Source organism: Paraburkholderia rhynchosiae, assembly GCF_002879865.1.
Lineage (GTDB): Bacteria > Pseudomonadota > Gammaproteobacteria > Burkholderiales > Burkholderiaceae > Paraburkholderia > Paraburkholderia rhynchosiae.
In genome coordinates, this window is the sequence record NZ_PNXY01000002.1 from 63,417 (window position 1) to 90,061 (window position 26,645).

The following is a 26,645-nucleotide window of genomic DNA, read 5'->3' on the forward strand; positions in this document are numbered from 1 at the left end:
GGTGTACGTGACGATTGCAACGGCTCCTAAGCTACAATTCCCGACGGCTTGAAAAACGGAACGTCAATGAAGATTCGGATTCTCACTATCGCTTGCGCCACGACCGCTGCGGCACTCCTCGCGGCCTGCACGGCTGTCTATAAGAACTCGGACGCGTGCGAGCAGATGATGCGAAGCAAGCTGGCGGAAACTTCATCGGATACGCTGAAGATCGGCCATACGGGCGCCGGTATCGACGGTTCGCGTGTGGTGGTGGAAGGCTCCATTGAACATGTGATGACGGCGTCGGAGGTTGCCGCAGCCGCCGCTGCGCCGCGTGCTGGTTCGGGTTCCAAGGCTTCAGTTGGGACGGCTGCGTCGGGCGTACTGGCGGCTTCGGCTTTGTCCGCTTCCGGGGTTTCCGCTGGGTCGGCGGCTATCGGTGTTACGGCTTCGGGGGCTTCGAACGCGCTTGCGGTCGAGAGGTTGGCGGGGGCGTCGGCTGGGTCGGGGTCGTCGTCCAACGTGGGCGGATTGGGCGCTTCAGATGCGGCTGCGTCGTTGATGGCGTCCGAACCGCGGGCGCTTGCGCTGAAGCCGGCAAAACCGAAAAAGATCGTTCAGGCAGCGGCCGCTGAATGCACGTTCCACGGTCCGACGCTGGATGTCTTTAGCTGGCTCGCGCCGGCGAAGCTGGCCGCGCCGGCCACGCAGGCCGCAAGCGAAGCCGACGAATAGGGCCTTTGCTGCGGCGATTGATGGCGTGATTGAGAGTCTAAATGGCGCCCGGCGCGGGCGCTCACCGTTTCAGCGGTTCACTCCTGCATGACCGTCAACTAACCACCTCGGCATCACGCCGGCTGCGCGCGTTCTTCATCAACGCTAAAACGCTTTCCGCAAACGCCTGCGGCCGGCCCTCAAAGCAGATTTCCACCGCTCGCGTATCGATCAAACGCTGCCGCAATGCGCTGCGTTCGTCGTGCCCATCGATCATTCGCACGGCCGCCGCGATGTAACTCCCGACGCTGTTCGCCGTTGTCCACGACGGCATGCCCACGCGTTCGAACAACGCGCCGTCGATCCGCTCGAACACTTCGGAGCCGCGTTTGCACACACCCGGCAAACCGAGCGTGAGCGCGTCGACAATGCCATTCGTATTGCCGAACGGAAACGGGCTCAGGAAAAGATCCGAGCGATTCACGCGCTCGAGGTAGCTCCCATACTGATGAAAGCCATGCACGACGGCGCCAGGCAGCGCGTGACCGATGACGTCGCGCATCTGATCGAGCACGAGACCGGCCGGCATGCCGCTCATGAAATGAAATTCGACAGGTGTTCTCGCGCGCGCGCCGATCTCGCAGCACGCGTCGAGAAACGCAGGGTTGAGCTTCATCGCGCTCGCGGTAATGACCACTTCGAGTGTTTCGCGCGACGGCGGATTGCACGCGACGATGTCCGGCAGCGCGACTGAAGGCCGGTACGGCTGCCCGTCTTTCGGCAGCTTCATCAGGCGTTCGCTGAAGCACGTGGGATCGCCGACATAGTCTTCCTCGACGCTCACGTAATCGATCTTGTCGGAGTGCGTGGTGGCCGGATGTCCAAGCCCCGCAATCTGCAGCGGCGCGACGCGCAGATTCGACATGAATACCGTCATCACGAACATGCCGACGCTCGGCATATACAGCACGTCAGGTTTTTCGCGCTCCGCAAAATCGCGGATGGTTCGCAGACACTCGCCGATGTAATCGGGATCTTCCAGTTCGATAAAGCGGTGGAAGACCGCTCGCCCGACGTCGTCGATTGCATAACCGAAGCCGAAGCCCACCACCTCGAAATGCTCGCGCGCGGCCTCGAGCGTGCGCGAGTGTGTGCGGTAGATCGAATGAGCGCCGCCGAACCACTCGAGCACGACCATCATCAACGGTTTCTTGCGCCGCCTAGTGTGCTTCGCGTTCTTGGCGGCGGCCACCGCACGCGGCGCCGCTGGGAGGTCGGTTAACCCCAGTTGCGCGAGCTTGCGGCGCACCAGCACATTGATGTCGCGCTTGATCTCATGACGCCGAGGCGTCTCGGCGTAACTGCAAAACATATAGGCGTTATGCAGCAAGGCCGTGGGCAGATCGTCCAGGTCGTCGATGTCCCGCAGTTTGCCGGGCAGCCATCCGATCAGCGCTTCACGTTTGACGTGCGCGCTCTGTGAGCCCTTGAAGACCGGCGCGAGCAGGACGAGCGCAAGGCAAGCCGCGAGGACTTTGTCGTATGCCCACAGCGCGGCGAAGTCGAGTTCCAGTTCCGACTCGGTTGAGTAAAGCACGCAGAGCTTTTCGACGAAGCTGTCGCCGGGCAAAAACTGCGTGTCTTGCGCGCCACGGGGATTCAGATGGCGAGCGACGTGGTCTGCATTGCGGAACGGCGTGACGGAGAACAGCAGCCCGACCCATTCATGCAGCGTCAGGAACAGCCTGAAGCATTCGGCGGGCAGCCTGAATTCCGGATCGGCGAACAACGTGGAAGCCGCGCTCGCGAGACGCGTGCAGAAGCGCTTGCGTTGTTCGGCGGGCGTCAAGCCCGTCATGCCCGACGCAAGAAAGCTCCCGTCCAGCACGCCGCGCTTGTGCTGAAGCAGCGCGATCGCGGACAGTAACTGGATCGACGCCCGGACATGCTGCCGTGCATAAACGAGCTGTTCGAAATCGTCGAGCGAAAAGGTGGCGTCTTCCATCGGGTAGCGGGTTTTAGTTAGGCATGACTAACTATCTTCCAGATGCGTTAGCCGCGAACGGCGATTATCGCAGCCACCCGATATCGAATTTGCGCCATCACCGAGTTTCAGAATTTTCAGTACGTCAAATACGGCCTCCGATTCAGAAAGCGTAGTAAGGCCCGGGCCCGGCCGACGTCGCGCGCGATGCGATTGCGGTATATACGCGCCGGCCGAAAAAGAACGGCAAGCCCCAGCCGAAGCCGCTGCTGGCCATACCCGCGAGACTGTCGAAGGCGTTGTTCGATGACGCAAAGAGCACCCGCGAATTGCCGATCGAAAAGGTGACCGCGTTGGATGCGCCGTTTGTTCCCGTGATCGTCGCGCTCGCCGCCTGGGTCGAGCTGGGGCAGTACCAGTAGCCGCACTGCGGCAGTTGCGTGTCGCGGTAGAACAGGCCGTTGGAGCCCGTGTCGAGATAGCTTTGCGTGGAGGTCTGGCCGCCGCTTGTCGTCGTCACGTAGCCGGTCTGCTGATTTCCCTTCAGCACGCCCGCGCTGCCGAGCGTGTTGTTCGCCTGAGTGTCGATGCCGAAAATCATCGAACCCGAAACGGTGAGCGCGCCGCTGTCGGGAATCGCGGGAAGATCGATCACGACACCGTTGTTGTCGAGTGGGAACCGGCTGACCGGATTGACCACCTGCTGTGCGAGCGCCTGGGTGGCCGGCGAGCAGGCGCCGCCCGCGTCGCAGCGGTAGTACCAGCGGGGCAGCGCCGTGTTGACGCAGGCGCCGCCGCAGTCGGCCGCGAACACGCCCACGCCGAGAATGCCGTTCGCGCGCAGCGTGTCGAGCGTGAGCATCGACGGGCCCGAACCGGCGCAGTCTGCCGGCACCGTGGGCACGGAAGGATCGGCGATCAGTTGAATCGGGATCGACGCGGCCAGTTGTCCGGCCATGCGCACGTCCGCGCTGCGCACGGCGCCCCATGCATAACCGCCGCCGAAGACCGCGCATTCGCCCGATACACCTGGGCCCGATGCGACCGCCGCCAGCACCAGGCTGGCCGGCATGGCGGACGCGAGAATGCGCAGGCCGTGCGAGCCGGTGTCGACCTGAATATGGTCGATGGTCGTGCAGTTGTCCGTGCCGGGCTGGCAGACGGTGACGCTGGTCGTCAGCATGTTGCGCGTGAGGCGCGGCGCGGCCGTCACGACGATCGGCTGGACGTTCGGCGTGTTCGATTGCGGCACGGTCGTGCTGCTCGGGCTGGACGCCGCCGACGAAGCCGAGGCTGGAGGGGCGTTCGCCGCGCTGGGAGTGCTCGCGCCGGTGGTGGTGGCCGGCGTGCTGCCGCCACCACCGCCGCCGCAAGCGGCAAGCGCGGTGCAAACAAGGAGCAGGCTGGGCAGGAAAAAGATTGGCTTCATGGCGTCATGCCTGATCGACGATTGTTCGGATTGTTGTTGTGTGACGCATTCTTTTGTCGCCTCGTTTGTCGCCTCGTTTGACGCCTCGTTTGTCGTCGGCAGGCGGTGTTGCGGCTGCTTTCGTCGACTTGTGCCGGCCCATTCCACAGCGCTTCCGGACGTTCGGGATACGCTGGAAATGCGTCGGAGATGATCGCGCCAGAGACGTCCGGCAGCGCCTGAAAAGGCGTCAGCGAAAATCGTCGGGCGTGACACCGGGCGGCAACGCGCCGGGCAGCCAGGCACGGCCCGCGTAGCTGCGCATCGGGCCGCCCGATTCGACGACGACGTCCGGCCGCACCACACGCGACGCGTGCAGATTGCTGTCCGCCTGCGCCGCCGCGCCTGCCCGGTAGGAGCCTGCGTATTTGCCCAGCAGCGCCACGAGATCCGGCATGGTCGGCCCCTGCCACGTGTACGCGACGATCTCGCCGGTGCTGGCTGCGTATTCGTTGATGATCGTGTTGCCCGCATCGGTCGATGTGCGAACGCGCAACGCGCCGTTCATGAGGCTCGAGGGCGCTGGGGCGTGTGCATTCGAAGTCAGCGGCATCACGCCGCCCAGTTCGGCGCAAGCGTCGGCGCTGCCGCACAACGTCGCGAGGGCCATCGCCGACGCCGCAATAACCTGGGTGCAGTGAATTTTTGGCATATCAGTCTCTCCCGCATAGGGCGTTCAGGCTTTATTGGGATGTCGAATCCAAGATAGCACCCGCGTTTGCTGACTAGGCCTGGCGCGCGTTTCGCCGCCCCGCGCCATCCCAAAATCGGAGCCGGCCTGGTTCCGAAAGTGTCTTTTAAAACAATGTTCTGACAGAACATTCGCATGCCTCTGACAGACGATTGGGAATCGTTGTCGATTGTTAAATATGGCGCGTGCGAGAGAGCCTGCAGGACGGGCAAACCCCAGTTTTTGCACAGGGCGCGCCGGGATCGGTAAAATGTTGGGTTGATCCACGGAAAACTTGCCGTGGCGTAGCGGAAGGATTCCCCGAACATGACTGATCTTCGTCTTACCAAGCGGTTTGCAGTAATGCTGATGGCGGGCGGGCTGGTCGCCGGCTGCGGCACGTCGTCGCCGACCAAAGTCGACTACAAGAGCGACTCGAAATCGAAGCAGGTGTCACTCGCCGTCCCGCCGAACATGATCGACGAGACGCCCGATCAGCGTTCATTGCCCCCGCAAGGCGGGGAAACCTCGTTGTCCGCGCTCCGCCAGGTTCAGGCGCAGGCGCCGGCGGCGAATACGCTCGCTGTGGTGCCGCCCGTCACCGGCATGCATATCCAGCGCGACGGCACGGAAAGCTGGCTCGTGATCGACCGCAAGGCGCCCGACGAGGCGTGGCCGCAGATCCGCCGGTTCTGGCAGGAGCAGGGTTTTCTGCTGGTGGTCGATCAGCGCGACAAGGGCGTGATGGAAACCGACTGGAACGAAACCCACGCGCAGATCAACGACGGTCTGATCCGCAGCACGCTGTCGAAGGCGATGGGCAACAGCTACGTGACTTCCGAGCGCAACAAGTACCGCACGCGCCTCGAAGCCGCGCCGAACGGCGGCACTTATGTGTTCGTCAGCCAGAAGGGCATGCGTGAGGCGCTGACCGGCACCAATAACGACTCGAGCACGTGGGAACCGAAGGCGAACGATCCCGGCCTCGAACAGGAATACCTCAAGCGCTTGATGGCGGCGCTCGCGCTCGCCGATTCGCGCGCGAAGGGCGGCACGCAGAGCGCGGACCTATCGCCGGCCGGCGCACAGACGGCGCCTAATGCGGCCACCTCGGGTGCCAAATCGGCGGCTGCGGCCACGGCGGCACAGAACGTCGCGCTGTCGGCCCAGCAGCCGGTGCGCGATCCGGATGCGGCGAATGCGTCGGCGCAGTTGTCGTCGAACGAACTGACGCTTGGCGAACCGTATGACCGCGCCTGGCTGCGCGTGGGTCTTGCGCTAGATCGCAGCAACTTCACCGTCGACGACCGCGATCTGAGCCGCGGGCTGTACTTCGTGCGCTACGTCGATCCGAAGGATATGACGTCGGCCGAACAGGGCTTCTGGAGCCAGGTGTTCCACGGCAAGAAGGAAAAAGTGGCCAGGCAGTATCGCGTGAACGTGCGCGCGCTGACGCCTGACCAGACCCGCGTGGCCGTGGTAGACGACAAAGGCGGTGTCGACGAAAGCCCGCAGGCCAAGCAGATCATGAGTCTGATGGCCGATCAGTTGCACTGAACGAAGCCGCGGCAGCAGGCGGCAAGCGATTCTCAGAACCCGCCCGGGGCGTTTGTCCCGGGCGGGTTTTTTTGCGTGTGCGTGAATGCGTTGGGGCCGGCGTTGGGTTGCGCGGCGGCGTACGCATGTCTTGCCTGCCACGGGACGCCGGCGCGGACCGGTGTTCAACGGGAGGAGGTGGTGGTCTACGCCCGGCCCTTGGCCCGCGTGTAACGTGACGTTACCCCGGTGACGTAACTCTCCAGGCCTTCGCCACCGTGTTCGTTAAACGCCGTCGTTCGCTCAAAATGCCCCGCTTAATCAACGCGTTGCGGCAATATCTTGCGTATCGCCATCACTGGCATACAAGGTGCTTTTAAGCTCATGCGGCAGGACCGGCACGGCCGATGTGAGGGTTGCTGCGAGTCTTTTTCAGCCGCAGTTTCTCAGCTATTCGAGCCTCGGCCAAATAACCGATGCTTATCCCGATCACGGCCGCGTATTCGACGCGCAGCCCCGGTGGCCCCGTCGCCTATCCTCGTAGGGCGACGGTTTTTGCCCGCACTCCAGTGGAGTGCGGGTTATTTTCTCAAGGATTCCTTATCGCACTAGCCGTACCGAACCTTGCGACAGGCTGGCGGCATCTCAATGCGTCAAAAACCCTCAGGTATCCGCGCGCCGCGCCCCCACCCACGGCAAGCGCTTCACAACGCCAGTTGCCAGCGCAGTCCCCACCAGAATTACGCCGCAGCCTTCGAGCATGCCGGGCGACACGCCTTCGCCGAGAAACAGCGCGCCCCACAGAATGCCGAAAATCGGAATCACGAACGTCACCGTGATGGCCCGCGCCGGTCCTGCCACCGCGATCAGGTGGAAGAACAGCATGTAGGCAATGCCGGTGCATGCGATGCCGAGCGCGAGCACCGCGCCCCACGCGTGCAGGGAGACCGGCGCGGCCGGCCAGTAGATCACGGCGAGCGGCAACAGGATGATCGTCGCGCCCGTCATGGTGCCGGTGGCGACGGTCAGCGCGTCGACGCCCGTCAGGTAGCGTTTCGTGTAGTTGGCGGCGATCCCGTACAGCAGCGTCGCGCCAAGCGCCGCGCCGGCCGCGAGCGCAGTGGTCAGCGGCGTGCCAGCCGTGCCGCTCGGCGTGGCGATCTGATCCCAGACCAGCATCAGTACACCGAGGAAGCCGATCACGAGGCCGAGCGTGCGCAACGCGCTCAGGCGATCGCGCAGCCAGAGAAACGCCACAAGGCCGCCCCAAAGCGGCGTCGTCGCATTGATCACCGACGTCACGCCCGCCGACAGCGTCAACTCGGCATACGCAAACAGGCAAAAGGGCGCCGCCGAATTCAGAATGCCGACTACCAGCAGCGGAAAAGCCCGCGTGCGCAGAATTGTTGCCGATTGCCGCAGCGGGCGTCGTGCGAGCAGCACGACAACGAGGAAGGCCGCGCCGATGCCGACACGCAGCGCCATCAACGGAGCGACGCCGAAGTCGGTCACGCCGACGCGAATAAACAGGAACGACGCACCCCATAGGGCCGCCAGGATAAGCAACTGGAAAAGGTTTTTGGCATTCATTATGGTGGCGCCGCGCACAGTTGAGTCGAGACACCTGCGCATCGTAACAGCGCGATAGAGGGAAACGTTTCAGGCTCGAATGAAACGGCAAGTTCCGGGAGAGGGGCGTCTGATACACATGATCGTAAGCGCAGCCGACAAGCCCCGCAAAGCGAGCAATTCTCACGCTGATGTGAGAAATATTGCGATCAAACGCAAAAAGGAGACGTGCGGGGCGAGGCGTGAGTGGTGACTGCGATCATCGGGTGCGAGTGATGTTTGCGGCAGTGCATGAGCCCACAAGCCATCTCCAGCGGGCATGCGCGTGGACAAGCGGGCGCGTCGACAGAGCACGCCCGCCGCCGCGGGTTCAATGCGGAATCATCCCCTGCAGCACGTTTTGCTGCAGCCACACGAGGATGCCGAGCAGCACGGTCAACAGGATCGAATGCTTGAAGGTTTTCGCGAACACCACGCCTTCCTTGCCTTTGAGGTCCGTCGTCGCCACGCCCGTCGAGATGTTTTGCGGCGAAATCATCTTGCCCATCACGCCGCCTGACGAGTTCGTCGCGGCCATCAGAATCGGGTTCAGATTCAACTGATTGGCCGCCACCACTTGCAAATTGCCGAACAGCGCATTGCCCGACGTGTCGCTGCCCGACAGGAACACCGCGGTCCAGCCCAGGAACGCCGACACGAGCGGAAAGAACGGCCCGACCGAAGCAACGCCAAGGCCGAGCGTGTACGTCAACCCCGAGTAGTTCATCAGATACGCGAGTCCGACGATGGTCGCCACTGTCAGAATCGCGATGCGCGTCTGCACCCACGTGTCGGCGATCGCCGCGCCGAATTCGCGTGCGCTCAGTCCGACCACCAGACTCGTGATGATCGCTGCGACGAGGATCGCCGTGCCGGTTGCGAGCGGCTGGAAGTCCCATACCGCGCTGTACGGCGTGTTGTACAAAGTGATGAACACGGCCTTGTCGAGCCCCGGCCAGGGTACCTTGACGTCGCCGATCAGGAAGATTTTTGCCACCGTCCACACAATCACCACCACCGACACGATGATCCACGGATACCAGCCCTGGCCGCCGCCGATCTTGCCGCGCACTTCGCCGACGCGGTCGATGTTGATCGCGAACGCGGGATCGGCCGCCGGCTTCCAGACGCGCAGAAACGCAATCGTCACGATGAGCGACACCATCGACGACAACACGTCGGTCAAACTGTAATTGACGTAGTTCGACGCGACGAACTGCGTGAGCGCGAAGCTCGCGCCCGACACCAGCAGCACCGGCCAGATCCGCGCCATGTTGCGAAAGCCGGCATACACGGCGATCACATAGAAAGGCAGCATCAACGCAAAGAACGGCAACTGGCGGCCGACCATTTTCGCGAGCGAATCGGCCGGCAGATGCGTGACCGCGCCCAGCACGGTGATCGGCACGCCGAGCGCGCCGAACGCGACCGGCGCGGTGTTGAAGATCAGCGTGAAGGTGAGCGCCTCGAGCGTCGGAAAGCCGAGCAGGATCAGCAGCGAACTGGTGATCGCGACCGGCGTGCCGAAGCCGGAAATCCCTTCGAGCAGCGCGCCAAATGAAAAACCGACCACGACCAGCACGACGCGCCGGTCGTTCGGCAGGTTGTCGATCATCCACATGCGAAAAGCCGCGAAGCGGCCCGAGCGTTGCGCGATGTTGTATAGCAGGATTGCCGTGAAGACGATCCACATGACCGGCCAGCACGCGAATACCACGCCGGCAGCGACCGAGTCGAGCGCGAGCCGTATCGGAAACTGCCACACGGCAATTGCGACGATCAAGCCGACGATCAGCCCCGCGAGCGACGCCTGCCACGCAGGCCGGCGCGCCCAGCCAAGCAGCACCAGCACCACGACAATCGGCAACGCCGCGACGAGGAACGACGGAAGCAGGGAATTGCCGACTGGGGTGAGTAGTTGATGAAACATCACGTCTCCTTCGTTGTTGTTCGAAATCGACGCGGGACTGCGAATGACGGGACGCGTCGCTCGGTGCAGGACGGATGAATGCCAGCCGTACGCGAAAGCGTGGGCCGGCTCGCTTTTAAACGGTTACTGCGTGCGGCTTAACCAAGGATAGAGCCCGAGGCTCGCGAGTCAAGAAGGGAAACTACGGGATGAACCGCGAGCGTATGCCGCGACGGTGCCGGCATCGCGCGACTGCGTTCAATGATGGCGGCCATGGCCACCATGCCCGCCCCACGACCAGCCGAAGCCGATCGACACCGCCGGGCCGTACCAGGCGGGATAGCCGTAGCCATACCAGGCCGGATACACCGGCGGCGGATAGTAGGCGGGATAGGCGGGCGCGACGTAGACGGGCGGCTGCGCCACGACGTAAGCAGGAGGCGAAGAGGCGGAGTCGGACTGCGCTGGCTGGATCTGTTGTGGCGACTGCTGTTGAACGCTCGCGTCGCCTGTGGTGCCGAGCGGCACTTCGCGTTGTGTGGCGCTGGCGGGCACGGTCGCATAGTACGGGTAGTAGCCCGGATAGTAGCCGTAAGGGTAATAGCAGCCTGACAGGAGCAATACGCTCGCCGCGCTGCTCAGCGCGAGCCGCCTGCCGATACCATGAAAAGAGTCGATGACGCCGGACTTCATGACGCGCTCCTGTTCGCACCGACGCCGCCGTCGGGACGTTATCGCATGAGCTTACGCTCACGCGGCGCAAACAGGATTGCAAAACCGTAACGGCGTATTTCACCTCGTTGCTTTCGGCTCGTTGCTTTCGCCACTTTACGGCGGCGCGTTCCCGCTTTCGGCGAGCGCATCGTTGCAGCGCAACGCGAGCCCGGGTCCATCGCCCGGGCCGCAATCCGCCGCTATGAATCAGCGGCTACTTGCCGACCTGATTACCGATCACGCCGCCCACCGCTGCGCCGCCGAGCGTCGACAGCGCATTACCGCCGATCGCAGCACCTGCCACGCCACCGACGCCCGCGCCGATTGCAGTATCGCGTTGCCGCGTGGTCATGCCGTTGCACGCAGAAAGGCTTGCGACGACCGTCACGATCGCCGCAAGCGTACCCATTTGACGAATCGATTTCATGATGCTCGCTCCCTTTGTTGTGATTCGAAACCGCCTGTCGTTTCACGTTGTTTGAGTTGATCTTATCGCCGCAGCCGGTTTCCAGATGTATGCGGTTGTCAGCAGATTGACGGTTTCGTAATCAAATGTTTCACTTCGTCCAGCATGCTGCGTGCCTGCCACGCGGGAACGCAAAAGCCCGCCGGAGCGGGCTTTTCATGCTACGAGACGGCGTATGAGCGAATCGAACGGCGCGATGGCGACGCCCGATCCGCGATCCGCGCCTTACTGCCGCTGATAGATTTCAGCGCCTTTCTTCATGAACTCGATCGACTTCACTTCCATGCCTTTCTTCAGCGCTTCGTCGTCGGTGACGCCTTGTTGCGCCGCGAATTCGCGCACGTCCTGCGTGATCTTCATCGAGCAGAAGTGCGGGCCGCACATCGAGCAGAAATGCGCGACCTTCGCCGAATCCTTGGGCAGCGTTTCGTCGTGGAATTCGCGCGCCTTGTCCGGATCGAGGCCGAGGTTGAACTGGTCTTCCCAACGAAACTCGAAGCGCGCCTTGCTCAATGCATTGTCACGCACCTGCGCGCCCGGATGGCCCTTCGCCAGATCGGCGGCATGCGCGGCGAGCTTGTACGTGATGATGCCGGTCTTGACGTCGTCCTTGTTCGGCAGCCCGAGGTGTTCCTTCGGTGTCACGTAGCAGAGCATGGCGGTGCCGAACCAGCCGATCATCGCAGCGCCGATGCCCGACGTAATGTGGTCGTAACCCGGAGCGATGTCGGTGGTGAGCGGCCCGAGCGTGTAGAACGGCGCTTCGTCACACCATTCCAGTTGCAGGTCCATGTTCTCCTTGATCAACTGCATCGGCACGTGCCCGGGGCCTTCGATCATCGTCTGCACGTCGTGCTTCCACGCGATCTGCGTGAGTTCGCCGAGCGTCTTCAGTTCGCCCAGCTGCGCTTCGTCGTTCGCGTCGTAGATCGAGCCGGGACGCAGGCCGTCGCCGAGCGAGAAGGCCACGTCATACGCCTTCATGATTTCGCAGATGTCTTCGAAATGCTCGTACAGGAAGCTTTCCTTGTGATGCGCGAGGCACCACTTCGCCATGATCGAGCCGCCGCGCGACACGATGCCGGTCATGCGCTTGGCGGTGAGCGGCACATATTGCAGACGCACGCCCGCGTGGATCGTGAAGTAGTCGACGCCTTGCTCGGCCTGTTCGATCAGCGTGTCGCGGAAGATTTCCCACGTCAGGTCTTCGGCCTTACCGTTGACCTTTTCGAGCGCCTGATAGATCGGCACCGTGCCGATCGGCACCGGGGAATTGCGGATGATCCACTCGCGCGTTTCGTGGATGTGCTTGCCGGTGGACAGATCCATCACCGTGTCGCCGCCCCAGCGGATCGCCCACGTCATCTTGTCGACTTCCTCGCCGATCGACGACGTCACCGCCGAGTTGCCGATGTTCGCGTTCACCTTCACGAGGAAGTTGCGGCCGATAATCATCGGCTCGCTTTCCGGGTGATTGATGTTGTTCGGAATGATCGCGCGGCCGCGCGCTACTTCCTCGCGCACGAATTCCGGCGTGATCGCCGTGAGGCCGTTCGGACCGAACGCGCTCGCGCCGAACGCCTGGCCCGGATGCTGGCGGCCCATCATCGCAGCGAGCTTTTCGCCGTTCGGGCCGCTCGTTTTCAGGCTCTCCAGATACTCGGCGCGGCGCTGGTTCTCGCGAATCGCGATGTATTCCATTTCCGGCGTAATGATGCCTTTGCGTGCGTAGTGCATCTGCGAGACGTTCTTGCCGGCGATCGCGCGGCGTGGCGTGCGGTGCAGGCCCTGGAAGCGCAGCTCGGCGGTGGCGGAATCGGCGGCGCGTTCGCGGCTGAAGTCGCTCGTGAGGCCGGTCAGCGCTTCCGTGTCGCCGCGCTCTTCGATCCAGCGCTGACGCAACGCGGGCAAGCCGGCGCGGATGTCGATCTTCGCTTCGGGATCGGAGTAGGGGCCCGACGTATCGTAGACATAGACCGGCGGATTCTTTTCGCCGCCGAAGCTGTCAGGCGTGTCGGCCTGGCTGATTTCGCGCATTGGCACGCGAATGTCGGGGCGCGAGCCGGTCACGTAGACCTTGCGGGAATTCGGCAGCGGCGCGACGGCGGCTTCATCGACGTGGGCGTCGGCGGAAAGAAACTTCGGATTGGCGTTCATGCGTATCTCCTGTGTCGACCAGAATTGACGCTTTAGCTGTCGACCAGAATTCGCGCTGTAGCGCGTCACTCCGGTCCCATGCAAAGCAATGTGGGGCCGCTAAGCAGGAGACGAGATGGAAGTAGTCGGAATTCGCGAGAGGTGAGGCTAAAGAGCTGCAGTGCGAAATCCGTACGCTTCCCTGCGCTGGCATTATCCAGATCAGGTTCAAAGGGTATTTCTCACCCACGCGGCACGGACCTCCAACTTCCGTGCAACGCAGGACCCCCGCGTTAGCAGCGCACACGATACACCGGGCAGGCGCTGCTTGGCAACCCGTTCGCGATGCGCCGGGGGCGCTATCGGAGACTTGCATCGCCAGTGCGAGTCGGGGCGTGAATCGCCAACGTCGCCGCGGCCGCATATGCGCTATTCACGCACTATGCTTGTATTGACGGGGCTGCCACGCATGACGCGCCGCAGCAGTTTCGCCGCGCGGCGCCGCTTGCTTACCGCGTGAAATCGTCGGCGGCTTCGGGTTGATACAGGATCTTTTCGAGCTTCAGCACTTTTTCGTCGCCGCTTGGCGGCATGAAGCGAATATGCTCACCGCGTTTTGCGCCGAGCAGCGCGAGGCCGACGGGCGAGAACACGTTCAGGCGGCCGTGCGCGAAGTCCGCGTCGGGTGGATACACGACGGTCCACGTCATATGTTCGCCGCTGCTTTCGTCGACGAGCGTGGCCTGCGAGTTCATCGTGACCACGTTGGCCGGAATTTCGCGCGACTCGACGATCACGGCGCGCTCCAGTACATCGTCGAGCATGTCCTGGAATCGGGCATCCGCGCCGGGCGCGGCGGCGTGCTTCTCAAGACGGGCGACGTCGAGTTCGGTGAGGTAACACTGCTTGGTCCTTCTGGTCGGCTTCACGGCGGATACTCCAGTTCGATCTGCAATCTCTCTGCAAGGAAACAACATGCGGATGTGATCGGCCCGGCGCCCCGAGAAAATCCCCTTAGGGGACGACGCGGCTTCAGGCGAGGGAGCGGGCTGCGTCAGGTGGGGCGCCGGGCGGCGTGAAGCGGAAGCGTTCGTGGCGGCAGCGTTCGCGACGGCTCGCCGGAGCGTTGCGGCGCGGACCGCACGCGCGCGCAACCGGTTGCGCGGCGAGGGCGCAAGCGGACGAGGGCACGGGAAGTCGGGAAGCGCATGGGACGGCCGGCGGGTATCGAAGCAGAGTGAGGAAGCGCCGCTGGCATTGAACGAGGCGGCGCGACTGATAGAGGAATCTTAGCACGGCGTCTTTCGGCGACTTGTACGCCGACATTTCGGCGCCGTAAGTTTTGCGAGCGAAAGCCGCACCTGAAACGTCAGGCAAAAAAATCGATGGCGAGCTGTCATAACCGCTCATGCGGTTCGACAAACGTGCAGATCCTGAGAGGAGCACGTCATGCAATCTGTCTTCATGCGCGAGGCGCATCGGCCGTTGAATCGAGCCATCGCCCTGGCCATCGCGCTAACGATGCTCTCGGCGAGCGGCCTGGCAAGCGCGGCGAGCGCGGCCGGCGCCGTGTGCAGCGCACACAGTCCCGCGCATCGCGTCGCGCTGGTCGAGCTTTACAGCAGCGAAGGCTGTAACAGCTGCCCGCCCGCCGACAAGTGGCTCGGCCAATGGAAAAACAGCGGCTCGGCGCAAAGCATCGTGCCATTGGCGTTGCACGTCGATTACTGGAACAGCCTCGGCTGGACTGACCGTTTTTCGCAGCATCGTTTCACCGAACGTCAGCAGACGCTCACCGATCTTGCCGGCGGGCACACCATTTACACGCCTGAAGTTTTCGTGTCGGGACGCGAGTTGCGAAGCTGGTCGCAGCAGGACAGCTTCCAGGGCCGTATCGGCAAGCTGGTCGCCGAACCGGCGCAGGCGAGCGTCGCTCTCGAACTCAAACCGCAGACAGGCGGCGCCTTCAACCTCGCGGCCCGCTTCAACAGCACGGCGGCGGATACCGCGGGCCGACTCGATGCCTACGTCGCGGTGTATGAAAACTCGCTGAGTTCGCAGGTCGGCGCCGGCGAAAACCGCGGCGCGACGTTGCGTCATGAAAGAGTCGTGCGGCAGTGGATCGGACCGGTGCCGTTAATCGGCGGCAATGCGCAGATTCGCCGCGACATCCATCTCGACGATGGCGAGACCCACTCCAACCCCAACGCCGATCCGGGCGCCGACCGATTCGGCGTAGTCGCCTTTGTCGAAAACGCTGCAACCGGCGACGTGCTGCAAGTGGCCGAACTGGCCGCTTGCCATTGAGCGCACGTCCTCATTCACGGGAGATTCTGATGGCAACGCCTCATGTTGTTCGCGACAGCGCACCGCCTGCCACGCCATCGAGCGGCGTGATTCATCCGGTATGGGTGCGCGTCACGCATTGGCTCAACGCGCTCGCCGCGATCGTGATGATGCTCTCCGGCTGGCGCATTTACGACGCGTCGCCGGTTTTTCCCGGGTTCCGCTTTCCGGCCGAGATCACGCTCGGCGGGTGGCTCGGCGGCGCGCTGCAATGGCATTTTGCGGCGATGTGGCTGCTGGTCTTCAACGGCGCGTTGTATCTCACGCTCAATCTTCTGAGCGGACGCTTCATGCGCAAGTTTCTGCCGGTGTCGCCGCGCGCGGTGCTGCGCGATTTCATTGCCGCGTTGACCGGCAAGCTCTCGCATGCCGACCTGCGCGTCTACAACGCGGTGCAGAAATTCGCCTACCTGTTCGTCGTTTTCGATCTGATCGTGCTGGTGCTGTCCGGTCTCGCGATCTGGAAGTCGGTGCAGTTTCCGCTGTTGCGCGAACTGATGGGCGGCTACGACAACGCGCGCATCGTCCACTTCTGCGCGATGGCGCTGATGGCCGCGTTCATCGTCGTGCATCTGGCGATGGTCGCCCTCGTGCCGCGCTCACTGCTGGCGATGTTGCGCGGACGCTAAGCCGGTCGTGCAAATGTTACGGATACCGAATCATGAACAAGCCCATTAGAAAATCCGCGCTGAACGATGGCGGCAAGCTCGACCGTGAGTCGATACTGATCGACGTCAGACGCGAGCTTTCCATGCCCTCGCGGCGCCTGTTTGGCAAGCAGCTGCTGACGCTCGGCGGCCTGTCGATGCTCACCGGCTGCTCGCTGACCGACGACGAGTCGGTCAACAAGTTTCTCACCGCGGTCTCGCGTCTGAACGACCGCGCGCAAGCCGCGCTGTTCGATCCAAAGCGGCTCGCGCCGACTTACACCGAGGCGCAGATCACGCGGCCGTTTCCCTTCAACGCGTACTACGGCATCGACGAAGTCCCCGCGGTCGACGCGTCCGGCTACAAGCTGAAGATCAGCGGCCTCGTCACCGGCCAGCGTGTCTGGACCTTGCCCGAGTTGTACGCGCTGCCGCACGCGGAGCAGATCACGCGGCATATCTGCGTGGAAGGGTGGAGCGCGATAGGCCGCTGGGGCGGCACGCCATTCAGCGATTTTTTGCGGCGCATCGGCGCGGACACGAGCGCGAAGTATGTCGGCTTCAAATGCGCGGACGACTACTACGAAAGCATCGACATGCCCACCGCGCTGCATCCGCAAACGCTCCTCACGTTTTCGTACGACGGCGAGCGCCTGCCCGCCAAATACGGCTTCCCGATGAAGCTGCGCATGCCGACCAAGCTTGGCTACAAGAACCCGAAGCACATCGTCGAGATGTTCGTCACCAACACGTATCCTGGCGGCTATTGGGTCGACCAGGGCTACAACTGGTTCGGAGGCTCCTGACGCGCGCGGGTCGCCGCATGCGCTGTAAGCGTGCGCGACCCCGGGCGGCAGAAGCTTCGGAAATACGCCGGCTCCAGCCGGTTCGATGCATCCACAACAAACGGAGTTATCCCATGAAGAAATTTGCAATCGCAGCGGTGGCCGTCGCCCTTCTGACCAGCGGCGGCGCGGCGTTCGCCCAGGCAAGCGGCGCAATGTCCAACGATTCAATGTCGCACGACGCGATGTCGAAAGACTCCATGTCCAAGGACGGCATGTCGAAAGACCAGATGAAGAAGGGCACGATGAAGCACGACAAGATGAAAAAGGGCGACGCAATGGGCATGAAGCACGAAGCGTCGGGCGCGATGAGCAACTGAACGCGCGCCGCGGGTCGCCGCGGATAAACGGGCGTCGGCCCGCTTTGCCTGATGCTCGCTGCATAGGATGCGGTGCATTGGGCAAGCAGAGACAAAAAGCCGGGGTGCGGTTTCGCCCCGGTTTTTTGTTGCATGTGCACCAAAAGTTACGATTCTTTCGCATGACGCGGTGGGCGCTTACTGCATAATGCGATGCGCGCCACGCGTCCGGCGCGTGTCAGCCGCGTGTCAGCCGCGGATCGATTCCATTCGACCGTCGCGGCGTTCGCAGTTCTCGTTGTGGCTTTCTCTGTTAGCCAACTACCGTCCTTCGCTCCACCAACATGTCCGCCAGCCTCGCCCTTCAGACCGCATCGCCGATGCGGTGTCCGCCGTCCCCACAGCGGGCGCCCCGAATGGCATTGGCGGGTTGAACGCATGTCGCTGGAATTCCCAAGCCGTTTTTCGCGTGCTTTCCCGATCCGTCTGCCGCAATCGCGCAACGGCCAGATCGCGCTTGCGCTCGGCGTCGTCTATCTCGTGTGGGGCTCGACCTATCTCGCGGTGCACCTCGCGCTCGGCTCGTTCCCACCGTTGCTGATGTCGGGCTTGCGCAATCTGTTCGCAGGCGTCGGGCTCTTCGTGTTCGCGGCGCGCCGCAATCCGGTCTGGCCGAGCGCGGCGGAGATTCGCAATGCAGGACTCGTCGGCACAATGCTGGTTGGCCTGTCGAGCGGCATGCTCGCTTACGGCATGCGCACGGTCGGCACTGGCACGGCTGCCGTGATGGTCGCAACCGTGCCGCTCTTTGCGACGGTAATCGCGGCGGTGGCGGGGCGCAAGATCGGTAAAGGGGAGTGGTTCGCCGTCGGCCTCGGGCTCGTCGGCATTGCGATTCTCAGCCACGGCGACAGCGCGCCCGGATCGGCGGGCGGCAGTCTCGCGATCCTGTGCGGCGCGCTTTTCTGGGCGGGCGGTGCGCATCTCGCGGGGCGTCTGAAACTGCCGTCGGACCTTTTTCTATCGACGTCGCTTCAGATCGGCCTGGGCGGCGCGATGTCGACGATGGTCGCGTGGGTCTCCGGCGAACGGATGCTCGAAGTGCATTTCCTGCCAGTGCTGGCGTTCATCTATCTGATGCTGATCGGCACGATGGCCGCTTACGTGGCCTACGGGTTCCTGATCCGGCACACGAGCCCGATCATCGCGAGCAGTTGCATGTACGTGAATCCGGTGGTGGCCGTGGCGCTCGGCGCGTTGCTGCTCGGCGAGCCGGTCACACATTCGACGGTGATCGCGACCGTCGTGATTCTGGCCAGTGTTGGCTTGTCTTTCTGGCTCGATTATCGGAAGAAGGGGCTTGCATGACGGGGAGGTGCGTCCGGCTTCAAACGCGCAATGAGCGCGCGTGAAACGGGCCGTACACAGCCTCAAAGCCCCGCAGCCAGTTCGGCGCCCTCGCGGATCGCGCGCTTGGCATCCAGTTCCGTAGCGAGCGACGCGCCTCCAATCACGTGATAACGCGGGCCCCCCGTATCCGCCGGCTTTCCCTGCGCTGATTCCCGTGGATACAGATCGCGCAACGATTCCTGCCCCGCGCACACCACGATGTTCTCCACGTCCAGCCATTGCTCGACGCCGTCACGCGCAATCTTCAGACCGCGCGCGCCGATTTCCAGGTACGACACGCCGGCCAGCATCTTCACGCCGTTTCTCGCGAGCGTCGCGCGATGCACCCAGCCCGACGTCTTGCCGAGCGCCGCGCCGAGCCTGCCGGCCTTGCGCTGCAACAGCCAGATTTGCCGCGGTGGCTGGACGAGAGCAGGTGGCTTGAGACCGCCGCGTTCGCGCACCGAAAGATCGACGCCCCATTCGTCGAGCCACGCGTCGCGCGGTATCGGCAGCGGCTCGCCAGCGCGATGCAACAGGAACTCGCTGACGTCAAAGCCGATGCCGCCCGCGCCGATCACCGCCACGCGGCGTCCGACCGGCGCACCGCGCAGCACATCCACATAAGACAGAACATTGGCTGCGTCGATGCCCGCAATCGCCGGCCGCCGCGGCATTATGCCGGTCGCGATGACGATGTCGTCGTACTTACCGGCGGCGAGCATCGCGGGGTCCACGCGCGTGTTGAGCCGCACGTCGACGCCATGCCGCTCCAACTGGCTCTGAAAATAGCGGATCGTCTCGCTGAACTCTTCCTTGCCTGGCACGCGCATGGCCAGATTGAACTGGCCGCCGATTGTTGCGCCTGCATCGAACAACGTCACGCGATGTCCGCGCGATGCCGCCACGGTCGCCGCCGACAACCCCGCCGGGCCCGCGCCGACCACCGCGATGGAACGCACCGCATGCGCACCGGAAAGCGGCCGGTACACCAGCTCCGTTTCCCGTCCCGCGCGCGGATTGACGAGGCAGGTCGCGCGCTGATTCCTGAACGTATGATCGAGGCACGCCTGATTGCATGCGATACATGTGTTGATTTCGTGCGTGCGTCCCTCGGCGGTCTTCAGCACGAACTCGGGGTCGGCGAGCAGCGGCCTCGCCATTGAAACCAGATCGCCGGCGCCATCGGCGAGCAAGGCCTCGGCGAGCTCAGGCGTATTGATGCGGTTCGAGACGATCACCGGCACGTTCACGGCGGTCTTCAGGCGCGCGCTGAGCGCAGCGAAGGCGGCGCGAGGCACCGAGGTGACGATCGTCGGCACGCGCGCCTCGTGCCAACCGATGCCGGTGTTGAACATCGTCACGCCGGCCGCTTCCAGCTCTCGCGCAACCTGCACGGTTTCATCCCATGTATTGCCGCCTTCCACCAGATCGATCAGCGAAAGCCGGTACACCACGATGAAACGCTCGCCGCAAACCTCACGCACCCGCTCCACGATTTCCCGCGCAATCCGCATACGGTTTTCGATGCTGCCGCCGTAGCGGTCCCTGCGCCGGTTGGTGCGCGGGCAGAGAAACTGGTTGAGCAGATAACCCTCGCTGCCCATGATCTCGATGCCGTCATAGCCCGCGCGTTGGGCGAGCTTCGCGCAGCGCGCGTAGTCGCGTACCGTCTTCGCGATTCCCGCGATGCTGAGCGCGCGCGGCTTGAACTTCGAGATCGGCGATTTCAACGCGGACGCCGACACCACGAACGGCTGATACCCGTAACGTCCCGCATGCAGAATCTGCAGCGCGATCTTGCCGCCTTCCTCGTGAACCGCCTGGGTAAGCAACCGATGGTTGCGCAGATCGAATACGGAGCTGAGCGTGCCGCCGAACGGCAGCAGCCATCCTTCGCGATTCGGCGAGATACCGCCCGTGATGATCAAGCCAACGCCGCCGCTTGCGCGCTCCCGGAAATACGCAGCGAGCTTCGGATAATTCCAGAAGCGGTCCTCCATGCCCGTGTGCATGGACCCCATCACGACGCGGTTGCGCAAGCGTGTGAAGCCGAGGTCGAGTTCAGCGAGTAAGCGGTGGTAAGACATACAGGCGGCCGTTGTAAGTATTGGGGTGCGCACGAACGATACACCGCTCGTTCATGTCCACCATCCGAAGAATGCTTCTAACGCGCTAAAGATGTTGTCCCGCAAGACATTCTCTTGCCGCGATAAGCCAATTCGATGATCGCGGCACACCCATTGCTCATTGCGAGCGTCCATCGACATGGATCGTGCCGCGCTAAACAGGATGCGCGGCGCGCAGGGATAGGAGGGAGTGCTTCGCTTCGGACAGCCGGATTGAGACCGTTCCAACGATCAACGAGCAAGGTTTCAGATGGCGCGATGTCCGGGGCCGGCGCCCGCATATGAATGGGCGGAGAGCCCGACATCGATATAGGTGAACAGAATGAAACTGATCCGAACCATGGCGGCCATGATTGCCGTCGCATCTGTTCTGAGCGCGTGCGGCGGCGGCTCCGACGACGTAGGCAAAGAACTCGGGCTGACCAATCCGCAGATCCATTTCGTGCATGCCATCCCGGGCGGGCCGGCCGTGGATTTTCTCGTGAACGGCAGCGCGCCGTCGGGACAGACGAATGTCTCGTATAAAGGCGTGACCAACTTCACGAACATCAACACGGGTTCGACGAACGTCGCTTATGCGGCGACCGGCACGACGACACCGCTCGCCAGCGGCAATTTTCCGAACGTCGCGAAGGGCCACGAATATACGGTGCTCGCATTGCCTGGCTCGGCGGTCTCGGACATCGGCCTGATCGACGATCCGTTCGACAAGGGCCTACTGTCCAATAGCGCACGCGTGCGCGGCTTCAACGCGTCGGGCAACGCGCCGAACCTCGACCTCTATCTGGTACAGGCCAGCAACACCAACATCAACAGCGTGTCCCCGACTATGGCGGGCGTGTCGTTCAAGAACGCGGTGCCGGCCAGCGGCCAGGATTCGATCTACGTGTCGGGCGGCCAGTATGTGCTGATCGCGACGGCGGCGGGCAACAAGACGCCGATCTACCAGTCGCAGTCGTTCACGCTGTCCAACAACGCCGACTGGCTCATCACGTCGGTGCCGATCGGCGGTGTGCTAAGCCAGCTCGCGGTGGGTCAGATCCATCTGCTGATTGTGCAGAACGGCAACACGAGCACGCCGAGCGTTGAACTGTCGAACACGCTGACGGGCCAATAAGCCCGCTAACAAGCATGCGCGCATGGCAGCGCATGCCATAGTGGCAAGTCCTGGGGAGGACGGGGCGGCGATCCACCCAAGTGGGTCGCCGCTTTGTTTATGCGTGCGCATTCAATCTATGCGCGCGCGGACGGCAGGGTCTAACGAAAAGCCCGCCGCGGTCTCCCACGGCGGGCTTCGATGTAGCAGCACGGCCAGCAGCGATTTACTTCGCTTTTTCAGCCGAATTGGTGATGGCGTCGCCGCCCTTCGAGATGTCCTGGCCGGCACCTGCCATCGTATTGCAGCCGGCGAGCGCAGCCGTCCCAGCAATGAGAAGCAAAGCGATCAGTCGATTCATGGAAGTTCTCCCTGTCGAGAATGTATCGGTTGACGGGTACGCGCTAGCGACTGCGCTAGCTGCCGACCGTGGCTCGCGCCAGTCGATCCGGTCTGATTGCATGGTAAAAAAAGGGCGCATGCCGCGCTGTCGGTTGCACTGCGATTTTGCTGTAGGCGTGCTCTGGTGTTTGCGTCGGCGCACTCCTACAACGGCGCGTTCCGCGACCGCATGGTATGGCTACAGCGCGGTTCGCGCGGGAGCGGGCGACGTCTTGCCGCCCGACGGCGCCGCCGTGCTGAGGCTCGGCATCACCACATGAATGTCGGTGCCCTTCGGCACGCCGCGACGGATGTCGAAACGCCCGCCATGGGCCGCTACGCGTTGACGCATGCCGAGCAGTCCATGCGTGTGTGTGCGTTTGAGATCGGCCGGCATGATGCCGACGCCGTTGTCCGTAATATCGAGCGTCACCTCGCCGTCGCCGATCTGCACACCGATCGACACCTGCGACGCGCGCGCATATTTCGCGGCGTTCGTCAGCGATTCCTGCGCGACGCGAAAGAGTGCGATTTCCGTTTGCTCGTCGAGTTGGATGTCGTCAGCCGGAAGCTGCAGGTGCAGCGTCCAGTTGTTGCGCTGCGCGGCTTCGTCGGCGAGCGTGCGCAGCGCGGTCACGAGGCCGAAATTCGCGAGCACCGTAGGCCGCATGTCTTCGATAATGCGGCGCTTTAGCGCAATGCCCTGATCCAGATTGGCGAGCGCGCGCTTCAACTTTTCGGAGATGTCGGGCTCGCTATCCTTCAGCTTGCGGTTGGCCCACGCCACATCCATCTTGCTTGCGGTCAGGATCGCGCCGAGCTCGTCGTGCAACTCGCGCGCAAGCTGCGTCTTTTCGTTTTCGCTGACGGCCTGCAAATGCCAGCCGAGCGCCTCCAGTTGACGGGTGCGTTCGTTGACGAGTTGATCGAGCTCTTCCTGTTGTGTGATCAATTGACGTTGCACGCGCGCCTGCCTGTTGATCTGAATGCCGAGATTGCGAAACAGCAGGATAAACAACACGATGTTCAGCGCCGACAGGCCCGCTGCGGCCAGTGTCGAGATGCGCTGATCGGCGCGGCTCGCGGCGAGCGCATGCTGCGCGCGCCGCTCTTCGTTATCGCGCAGCAGGCTCAACGTGCTGTCGACCAGCGACGCGTCCACCGCATCGGCACCGCTCGCGCTCCCGCATGCGCTGAGATCGAGCGGATGCGGCGCGGCGCGTTGCAATGCGGCAGCGCCCGCGCCGATCCGCGCTTCGATCAGTGCGCGGATTTGCGTGAAGCTCGCGAGCTCGGCGCTATCTGCCTTCGGGCTGCGGTAAAAGCGCTCGAGCGGCTGTTCGCTGTCACGGATGCGCATGGCGCTCGCGCAGAAATCGTGAGCGGCGGCGTCGCGCTTCGTCAGAAGAAAATCGTTTTGCTGCGCGCTTAACCTCGATAACTGGCTCGCAAGCGCGCTGAGTTGCACGGTGACATCACGCGCTTCGAGCGCCGTCTCGTACTCCGCGGCGATACGCTCGCGCGCAGTTTCGAGAATGACGAGGCCACCCACGGTGATGACGATCGCCACGGTCATCGCGATTGCCCAACTGCGGCTGCGCATCCAGGCGCTCAGGCGAGCCCCGGCGCCAGGTTTTTGCGCCCGGTTTTGAGCTTCGCTTTGCGCGTGGTTTTGCGTCTGGTTTTGCGTCTGGTTTTGCGTTTGATCAGGCACATTCGGCGCGTTGTGCACGTTTGACACATTCGACTCCTCGGATGGCATCAGTGTAGCGTCCGCCGCTTTCGCTGAGGGCATGGGCACGCGCGCTCGCGTGGAATCCGCGCTGCGAATTTGCGTTACCAGTCGCGTGGCGTAAAGCTGCCGTAATCCAATGTAAGCGGATTCTCACACGAAAACCGGAGCGCGTCGGAATGCGCGCGCCGTTGCCGGTGGCTACGATGGACCTGATCGTTCATTCATGTTTAAGGAGGAAGCCATCATGCTGAAGTGGGCGTTGTTCTTCGCCGTCATCGCGGTGATCGCCGGCCTTCTTGGCTTTACCGGCGTGGCTGCGGGCGCGGCGGCGATTGCAAAGTTCCTGTTTGTCGTGTTTGTGATTCTGTGCGTGGTGTTCCTCGTGCTCGGCTTTGTGGTGACGAAAAAAATCGTCGATTAGCGCCGCTTTGCCTTGTCGAAAGCGCCTGAACAGGGTGCTTACGCAAAGCGGCACCCAAACCCCAAAGCAAGCGCACGAGTGTCCACGCGGATACCAACAAGAAGGAGAGTCGCCATGCTTCACTATGCCATCGTGTTTTTCATCATCGCCGTCATTGCAGCGGTGTTCGGTTTCACTGGAATCGCGGCAGGCGCGGCCGAAATCGCGAAGATTCTGTTCTATATTTTCCTCGTCGTGTTCGTGGTCACGCTGCTGCTCGGCGTCTTCCGAACATAGCGCTGATCATGACTCTGCGGCGCATCGCGTGGAGATCGCGCGCGATGCGCCCATCCCCCAATACGGATAAAGGAGAAATTCAATGGCGAACACACCTGGCGCCCAAGGCTCGGGGTCGCAATCGCGCGACCCGTTCGTGATGGACGTTCAAAAGATCCGCGACGACGCGCGTAAGCACATGTCGGACGGTCCCGTGACGCAAAGCTACGGTGCGGATCGCGAGACGGTGGTGAAGCTGCTCAACGACGCGTTGGCTACGGAAATTGTCTGCACGCTGCGTTACAAGCGGCATCACTTCATGGCAAAGGGCATCAATTCGGAAGCGGTGGCCGCGGAATTCGCGGAACACGCTACCGAAGAGCAGGAGCACGCCGACCGTATCGCCGAGCGCATCGTGCAGCTTGGCGGCGAGCCGGACTTCGCGCCGGACGGTCTGAAGACGCGCGCGCATTCCGAATACAAGGAAGGCCAGGACCTCACGGACATGATCCGCGAGAACCTGATCGCGGAGCGCATTGCGATCGACACATATCGTGAGATCGTCCGCTATCTCGGCGAGAAAGATGTCACCACACGGCGTCTATTCGAAGAGATTCTCGCGGTCGAAGAAGAGCATGCGGACGATATGGCCGATCTACTCCAGGGACGCGAATAGCTGCAAGTGAGTGCGAGTAGCAGCGTGAGCTTACGGAAGTTCCGGTCGTAAGACGGGCGGAAGACGGCCGGACGTCATTACAATGTCTGCTTTGGAGCGATTCCATCGCACGGACACCAAGCCGATGATTCGAGTGCTGATAGCTGACGACCATGCGATCGTCCGAGGGGGTTTCAGACAGTTCGTCGCCGACGAGCCGGATATGTGCGTCGCGGCGGAAGCGGCCACGGGCGATGAAACCATCAGCCTCGTGCGCGAGCAGGCGTTCGACGTCGTGCTGCTCGACATCGCGATGCCGGACAAGAACGGCATCGACACGCTGCGCATCATCAAGCAGGTGCGCCCCGAGCAGGGCGTGCTGATTCTGTCCGGCTATCCGGAGAGTCAGTACGCGATCAACCTGCTGCGCGCGGGCGCAAACGGTTATCTGAACAAGGACTGCGAGCCCGACGAGATCGTGCGCGCGATTCGCGCGGTCGCGCGGGGGCATCGTTATTTGTCCGAGGCCGTGGCCGACACGCTTGCCGATAATCTCGACAAGCCGGCGGCGGGGCGGCCGCACGAAGCGCTGTCCGAGCGCGAGTTCCAGATTTTCTGCAAGCTGGCAGCGGGGCGGATTCCCACGCAGATTGCCGAGGAGTTGCATTTATCCGTGAAGACGGTGAGCACGTACCGGGCTCGCGTGCTCGAGAAGATGCGGTTGGCGAACAATGCCGATCTGACTTATTACGCGATCAAGAACGGTTTGATCGAATAATGGACGATCGAGAGACCCCGATGAACAGCGAATCGAACACCGTAGCCGAGCCTGCCAGCCGCGCGCCGTTGCGCGTGCTGCTTATCGAGGATTCGCCGCTGATCCGCCGCAGTCTGGTGGAAGCGATCGACGCGTCGGGTTCGCTGCGCGTGGCGGCCTATGCCGATTCCGCCGACGAAGCCATCTCGCTTCTGAGCGACGAGGCGTTCGATGCGGTGATCGTCGATCTGCAATTGAAGCACGGCTCCGGCGTGCCGGTATTGGCCTATTTGCAACGCGAGGGACTGATCGACTCCGTGTTCGCAGCGGTGCTGACGAATCATGCGTTGCCCGCGTATCGCGAGCGCTGCGAACAGTATGGCGTGCGCCACTTCTACGACAAGTCGTTTGAATTCGACCGCGTGATCGACGCGTTGCATGAGTATGCGTTCGCGCGAAGCAACGGCTGAGCGCGTCAGCCGACCCGCGCCGTTGCCGTTACA

Annotated in this window: 25 protein-coding genes and 1 riboswitch; of the genes, 13 read left to right on the forward strand and 12 right to left on the reverse strand. The window is 62.9% G+C overall.

The window, feature by feature from the left end; all coding sequences use genetic code 11:
* Positions 1-66 precede the first annotated feature (66 nt).
* The gene (locus tag C0Z16_RS02630; RefSeq protein ID WP_102630687.1) at positions 67-717 is read left to right on the forward strand and encodes a hypothetical protein; all 651 of its coding nucleotides are present in this window, start codon (positions 67-69) and stop codon (positions 715-717) included.
* A gap of 94 nt (positions 718-811) precedes the next feature.
* Here C0Z16_RS02630 and C0Z16_RS02635 read toward each other — a convergent pair whose 3' ends face one another.
* The 3 genes from C0Z16_RS02635 to C0Z16_RS02645 all read right to left on the reverse strand — a co-directional run bounded on the left by C0Z16_RS02635 (position 812) and on the right by C0Z16_RS02645 (position 4,800).
* Complete coding sequence (locus C0Z16_RS02635) at positions 812-2,701, reverse strand: glycosyl transferase family 1 (protein ID WP_102630688.1); 1,890 nt, start codon at positions 2,699-2,701, stop codon at positions 812-814.
* Between the two features lie 142 nt (positions 2,702-2,843).
* Positions 2,844-4,109, reverse strand: a complete 1,266-nt coding sequence (locus C0Z16_RS02640) for a DUF3443 domain-containing protein (protein ID WP_102630689.1) — start codon at positions 4,107-4,109, stop codon at positions 2,844-2,846.
* Positions 4,110-4,338: 229 nt separating this feature from the next.
* The gene (locus C0Z16_RS02645) at positions 4,339-4,800 is read right to left on the reverse strand and encodes a DUF2844 domain-containing protein (protein ID WP_102630690.1); all 462 of its coding nucleotides are present in this window, start codon (positions 4,798-4,800) and stop codon (positions 4,339-4,341) included.
* 345 nt (positions 4,801-5,145) lie between these two features.
* On the opposite strand from C0Z16_RS02645, the gene bamC reads away from it, so the two are divergent.
* Positions 5,146-6,375, forward strand: a complete 1,230-nt coding sequence (gene bamC / locus C0Z16_RS02650) for an outer membrane protein assembly factor BamC (RefSeq protein ID WP_102630691.1) — start codon at positions 5,146-5,148, stop codon at positions 6,373-6,375.
* Positions 6,376-7,017: 642 nt separating this feature from the next.
* Here the strand turns inward: bamC and C0Z16_RS02655 are convergent.
* The 6 genes from C0Z16_RS02655 to C0Z16_RS02680 all read right to left on the reverse strand — a co-directional run bounded on the left by C0Z16_RS02655 (position 7,018) and on the right by C0Z16_RS02680 (position 14,116).
* Positions 7,018-7,944, reverse strand: coding sequence for a DMT family transporter (locus C0Z16_RS02655; RefSeq protein ID WP_102630692.1), 927 nt, complete (start codon positions 7,942-7,944; stop codon positions 7,018-7,020).
* 349 nt (positions 7,945-8,293) lie between these two features.
* Positions 8,294-9,892 carry an L-lactate permease gene (locus tag C0Z16_RS02660; RefSeq protein ID WP_102630693.1) on the reverse strand — a complete coding sequence of 533 codons (1,599 nt, stop codon included), beginning with the start codon at positions 9,890-9,892 and terminating at the stop codon, positions 8,294-8,296.
* A 237-nt stretch (positions 9,893-10,129) separates the two neighbouring features.
* Entirely contained in the window at positions 10,130-10,564 is a 435-nt protein-coding gene (locus tag C0Z16_RS02665; RefSeq protein WP_102630694.1) for a hypothetical protein, read from the reverse strand.
* 235 nt (positions 10,565-10,799) lie between these two features.
* Positions 10,800-11,012 (reverse strand): glycine zipper 2TM domain-containing protein, encoded by a 213-nt coding sequence (locus tag C0Z16_RS02670; protein WP_102630695.1) that lies wholly within the window; start codon positions 11,010-11,012, stop codon positions 10,800-10,802.
* 264 nt (positions 11,013-11,276) lie between these two features.
* Positions 11,277-13,208, reverse strand: a complete 1,932-nt coding sequence (gene thiC / locus C0Z16_RS02675) for a phosphomethylpyrimidine synthase ThiC (protein WP_102630696.1) — start codon at positions 13,206-13,208, stop codon at positions 11,277-11,279.
* Between the two features lie 160 nt (positions 13,209-13,368).
* Positions 13,369-13,487, reverse strand: a riboswitch (TPP riboswitch).
* Between the two features lie 209 nt (positions 13,488-13,696).
* Positions 13,697-14,116, reverse strand: a complete 420-nt coding sequence (locus C0Z16_RS02680; RefSeq protein WP_175130667.1) for a GreA/GreB family elongation factor — start codon at positions 14,114-14,116, stop codon at positions 13,697-13,699.
* A 520-nt stretch (positions 14,117-14,636) separates the two neighbouring features.
* On the opposite strand from C0Z16_RS02680, the gene C0Z16_RS02685 reads away from it, so the two are divergent.
* From C0Z16_RS02685 to C0Z16_RS02705, 5 genes are all read left to right on the forward strand, one after another.
* Entirely contained in the window at positions 14,637-15,494 is an 858-nt protein-coding gene (locus C0Z16_RS02685) for a DUF1223 domain-containing protein (protein WP_244201140.1), read from the forward strand.
* Positions 15,495-15,523: 29 nt separating this feature from the next.
* The gene (locus tag C0Z16_RS02690; RefSeq protein WP_102630698.1) at positions 15,524-16,162 is read left to right on the forward strand and encodes a cytochrome b/b6 domain-containing protein; all 639 of its coding nucleotides are present in this window, start codon (positions 15,524-15,526) and stop codon (positions 16,160-16,162) included.
* A 32-nt stretch (positions 16,163-16,194) separates the two neighbouring features.
* Positions 16,195-16,986 carry a molybdopterin-dependent oxidoreductase gene (locus C0Z16_RS02695; protein ID WP_102630699.1) on the forward strand — a complete coding sequence of 264 codons (792 nt, stop codon included), beginning with the start codon at positions 16,195-16,197 and terminating at the stop codon, positions 16,984-16,986.
* A gap of 113 nt (positions 16,987-17,099) precedes the next feature.
* Positions 17,100-17,345: a pentapeptide MXKDX repeat protein gene (locus tag C0Z16_RS02700; protein WP_102630700.1), complete on the forward strand. Its 246-nt coding sequence runs from the start codon at positions 17,100-17,102 to the stop codon at positions 17,343-17,345.
* A 417-nt stretch (positions 17,346-17,762) separates the two neighbouring features.
* The gene (locus tag C0Z16_RS02705; protein WP_102630701.1) at positions 17,763-18,692 is read left to right on the forward strand and encodes an EamA family transporter; all 930 of its coding nucleotides are present in this window, start codon (positions 17,763-17,765) and stop codon (positions 18,690-18,692) included.
* 62 nt (positions 18,693-18,754) lie between these two features.
* On the opposite strand, the gene C0Z16_RS02710 is transcribed toward C0Z16_RS02705, so the two are convergent.
* Entirely contained in the window at positions 18,755-20,803 is a 2,049-nt protein-coding gene (locus tag C0Z16_RS02710) for an NADPH-dependent 2,4-dienoyl-CoA reductase (protein WP_102630702.1), read from the reverse strand.
* A 361-nt stretch (positions 20,804-21,164) separates the two neighbouring features.
* On the opposite strand from C0Z16_RS02710, the gene C0Z16_RS02715 reads away from it, so the two are divergent.
* Entirely contained in the window at positions 21,165-21,959 is a 795-nt protein-coding gene (locus C0Z16_RS02715; protein ID WP_102630703.1) for a DUF4397 domain-containing protein, read from the forward strand.
* A 205-nt stretch (positions 21,960-22,164) separates the two neighbouring features.
* Here the strand turns inward: C0Z16_RS02715 and C0Z16_RS02720 are convergent, their stop codons facing one another.
* Together C0Z16_RS02720 and C0Z16_RS02725 are read right to left on the reverse strand one after the other, a co-directional pair.
* Positions 22,165-22,299, reverse strand: a complete 135-nt coding sequence (locus C0Z16_RS02720) for an entericidin A/B family lipoprotein (protein WP_091792786.1) — start codon at positions 22,297-22,299, stop codon at positions 22,165-22,167.
* Between the two features lie 219 nt (positions 22,300-22,518).
* The gene (locus C0Z16_RS02725; protein WP_102630704.1) at positions 22,519-24,060 is read right to left on the reverse strand and encodes a sensor histidine kinase; all 1,542 of its coding nucleotides are present in this window, start codon (positions 24,058-24,060) and stop codon (positions 22,519-22,521) included.
* 238 nt (positions 24,061-24,298) lie between these two features.
* Here C0Z16_RS02725 and C0Z16_RS02730 point away from each other — a divergent pair, with 238 nt between their 5' ends.
* The 5 genes from C0Z16_RS02730 to C0Z16_RS02750 all read left to right on the forward strand — a co-directional run bounded on the left by C0Z16_RS02730 (position 24,299) and on the right by C0Z16_RS02750 (position 26,612).
* Positions 24,299-24,475 (forward strand): DUF1328 domain-containing protein, encoded by a 177-nt coding sequence (locus C0Z16_RS02730; protein WP_012433645.1) that lies wholly within the window; start codon positions 24,299-24,301, stop codon positions 24,473-24,475.
* Positions 24,476-24,589: 114 nt separating this feature from the next.
* On the forward strand, positions 24,590-24,751 hold the full coding sequence (locus tag C0Z16_RS02735; RefSeq protein ID WP_102630705.1) for a DUF1328 domain-containing protein: 162 nt from the start codon (positions 24,590-24,592) through the stop codon (positions 24,749-24,751).
* An 82-nt stretch (positions 24,752-24,833) separates the two neighbouring features.
* Complete coding sequence (locus tag C0Z16_RS02740; RefSeq protein ID WP_102630706.1) at positions 24,834-25,406, forward strand: ferritin-like domain-containing protein; 573 nt, start codon at positions 24,834-24,836, stop codon at positions 25,404-25,406.
* 124 nt (positions 25,407-25,530) lie between these two features.
* Positions 25,531-26,163 (forward strand): response regulator, encoded by a 633-nt coding sequence (locus C0Z16_RS02745; RefSeq protein WP_102630707.1) that lies wholly within the window; start codon positions 25,531-25,533, stop codon positions 26,161-26,163.
* 20 nt (positions 26,164-26,183) lie between these two features.
* Complete coding sequence (locus C0Z16_RS02750) at positions 26,184-26,612, forward strand: response regulator (RefSeq protein WP_102630708.1); 429 nt, start codon at positions 26,184-26,186, stop codon at positions 26,610-26,612.
* Positions 26,613-26,645 lie beyond the last annotated feature (33 nt).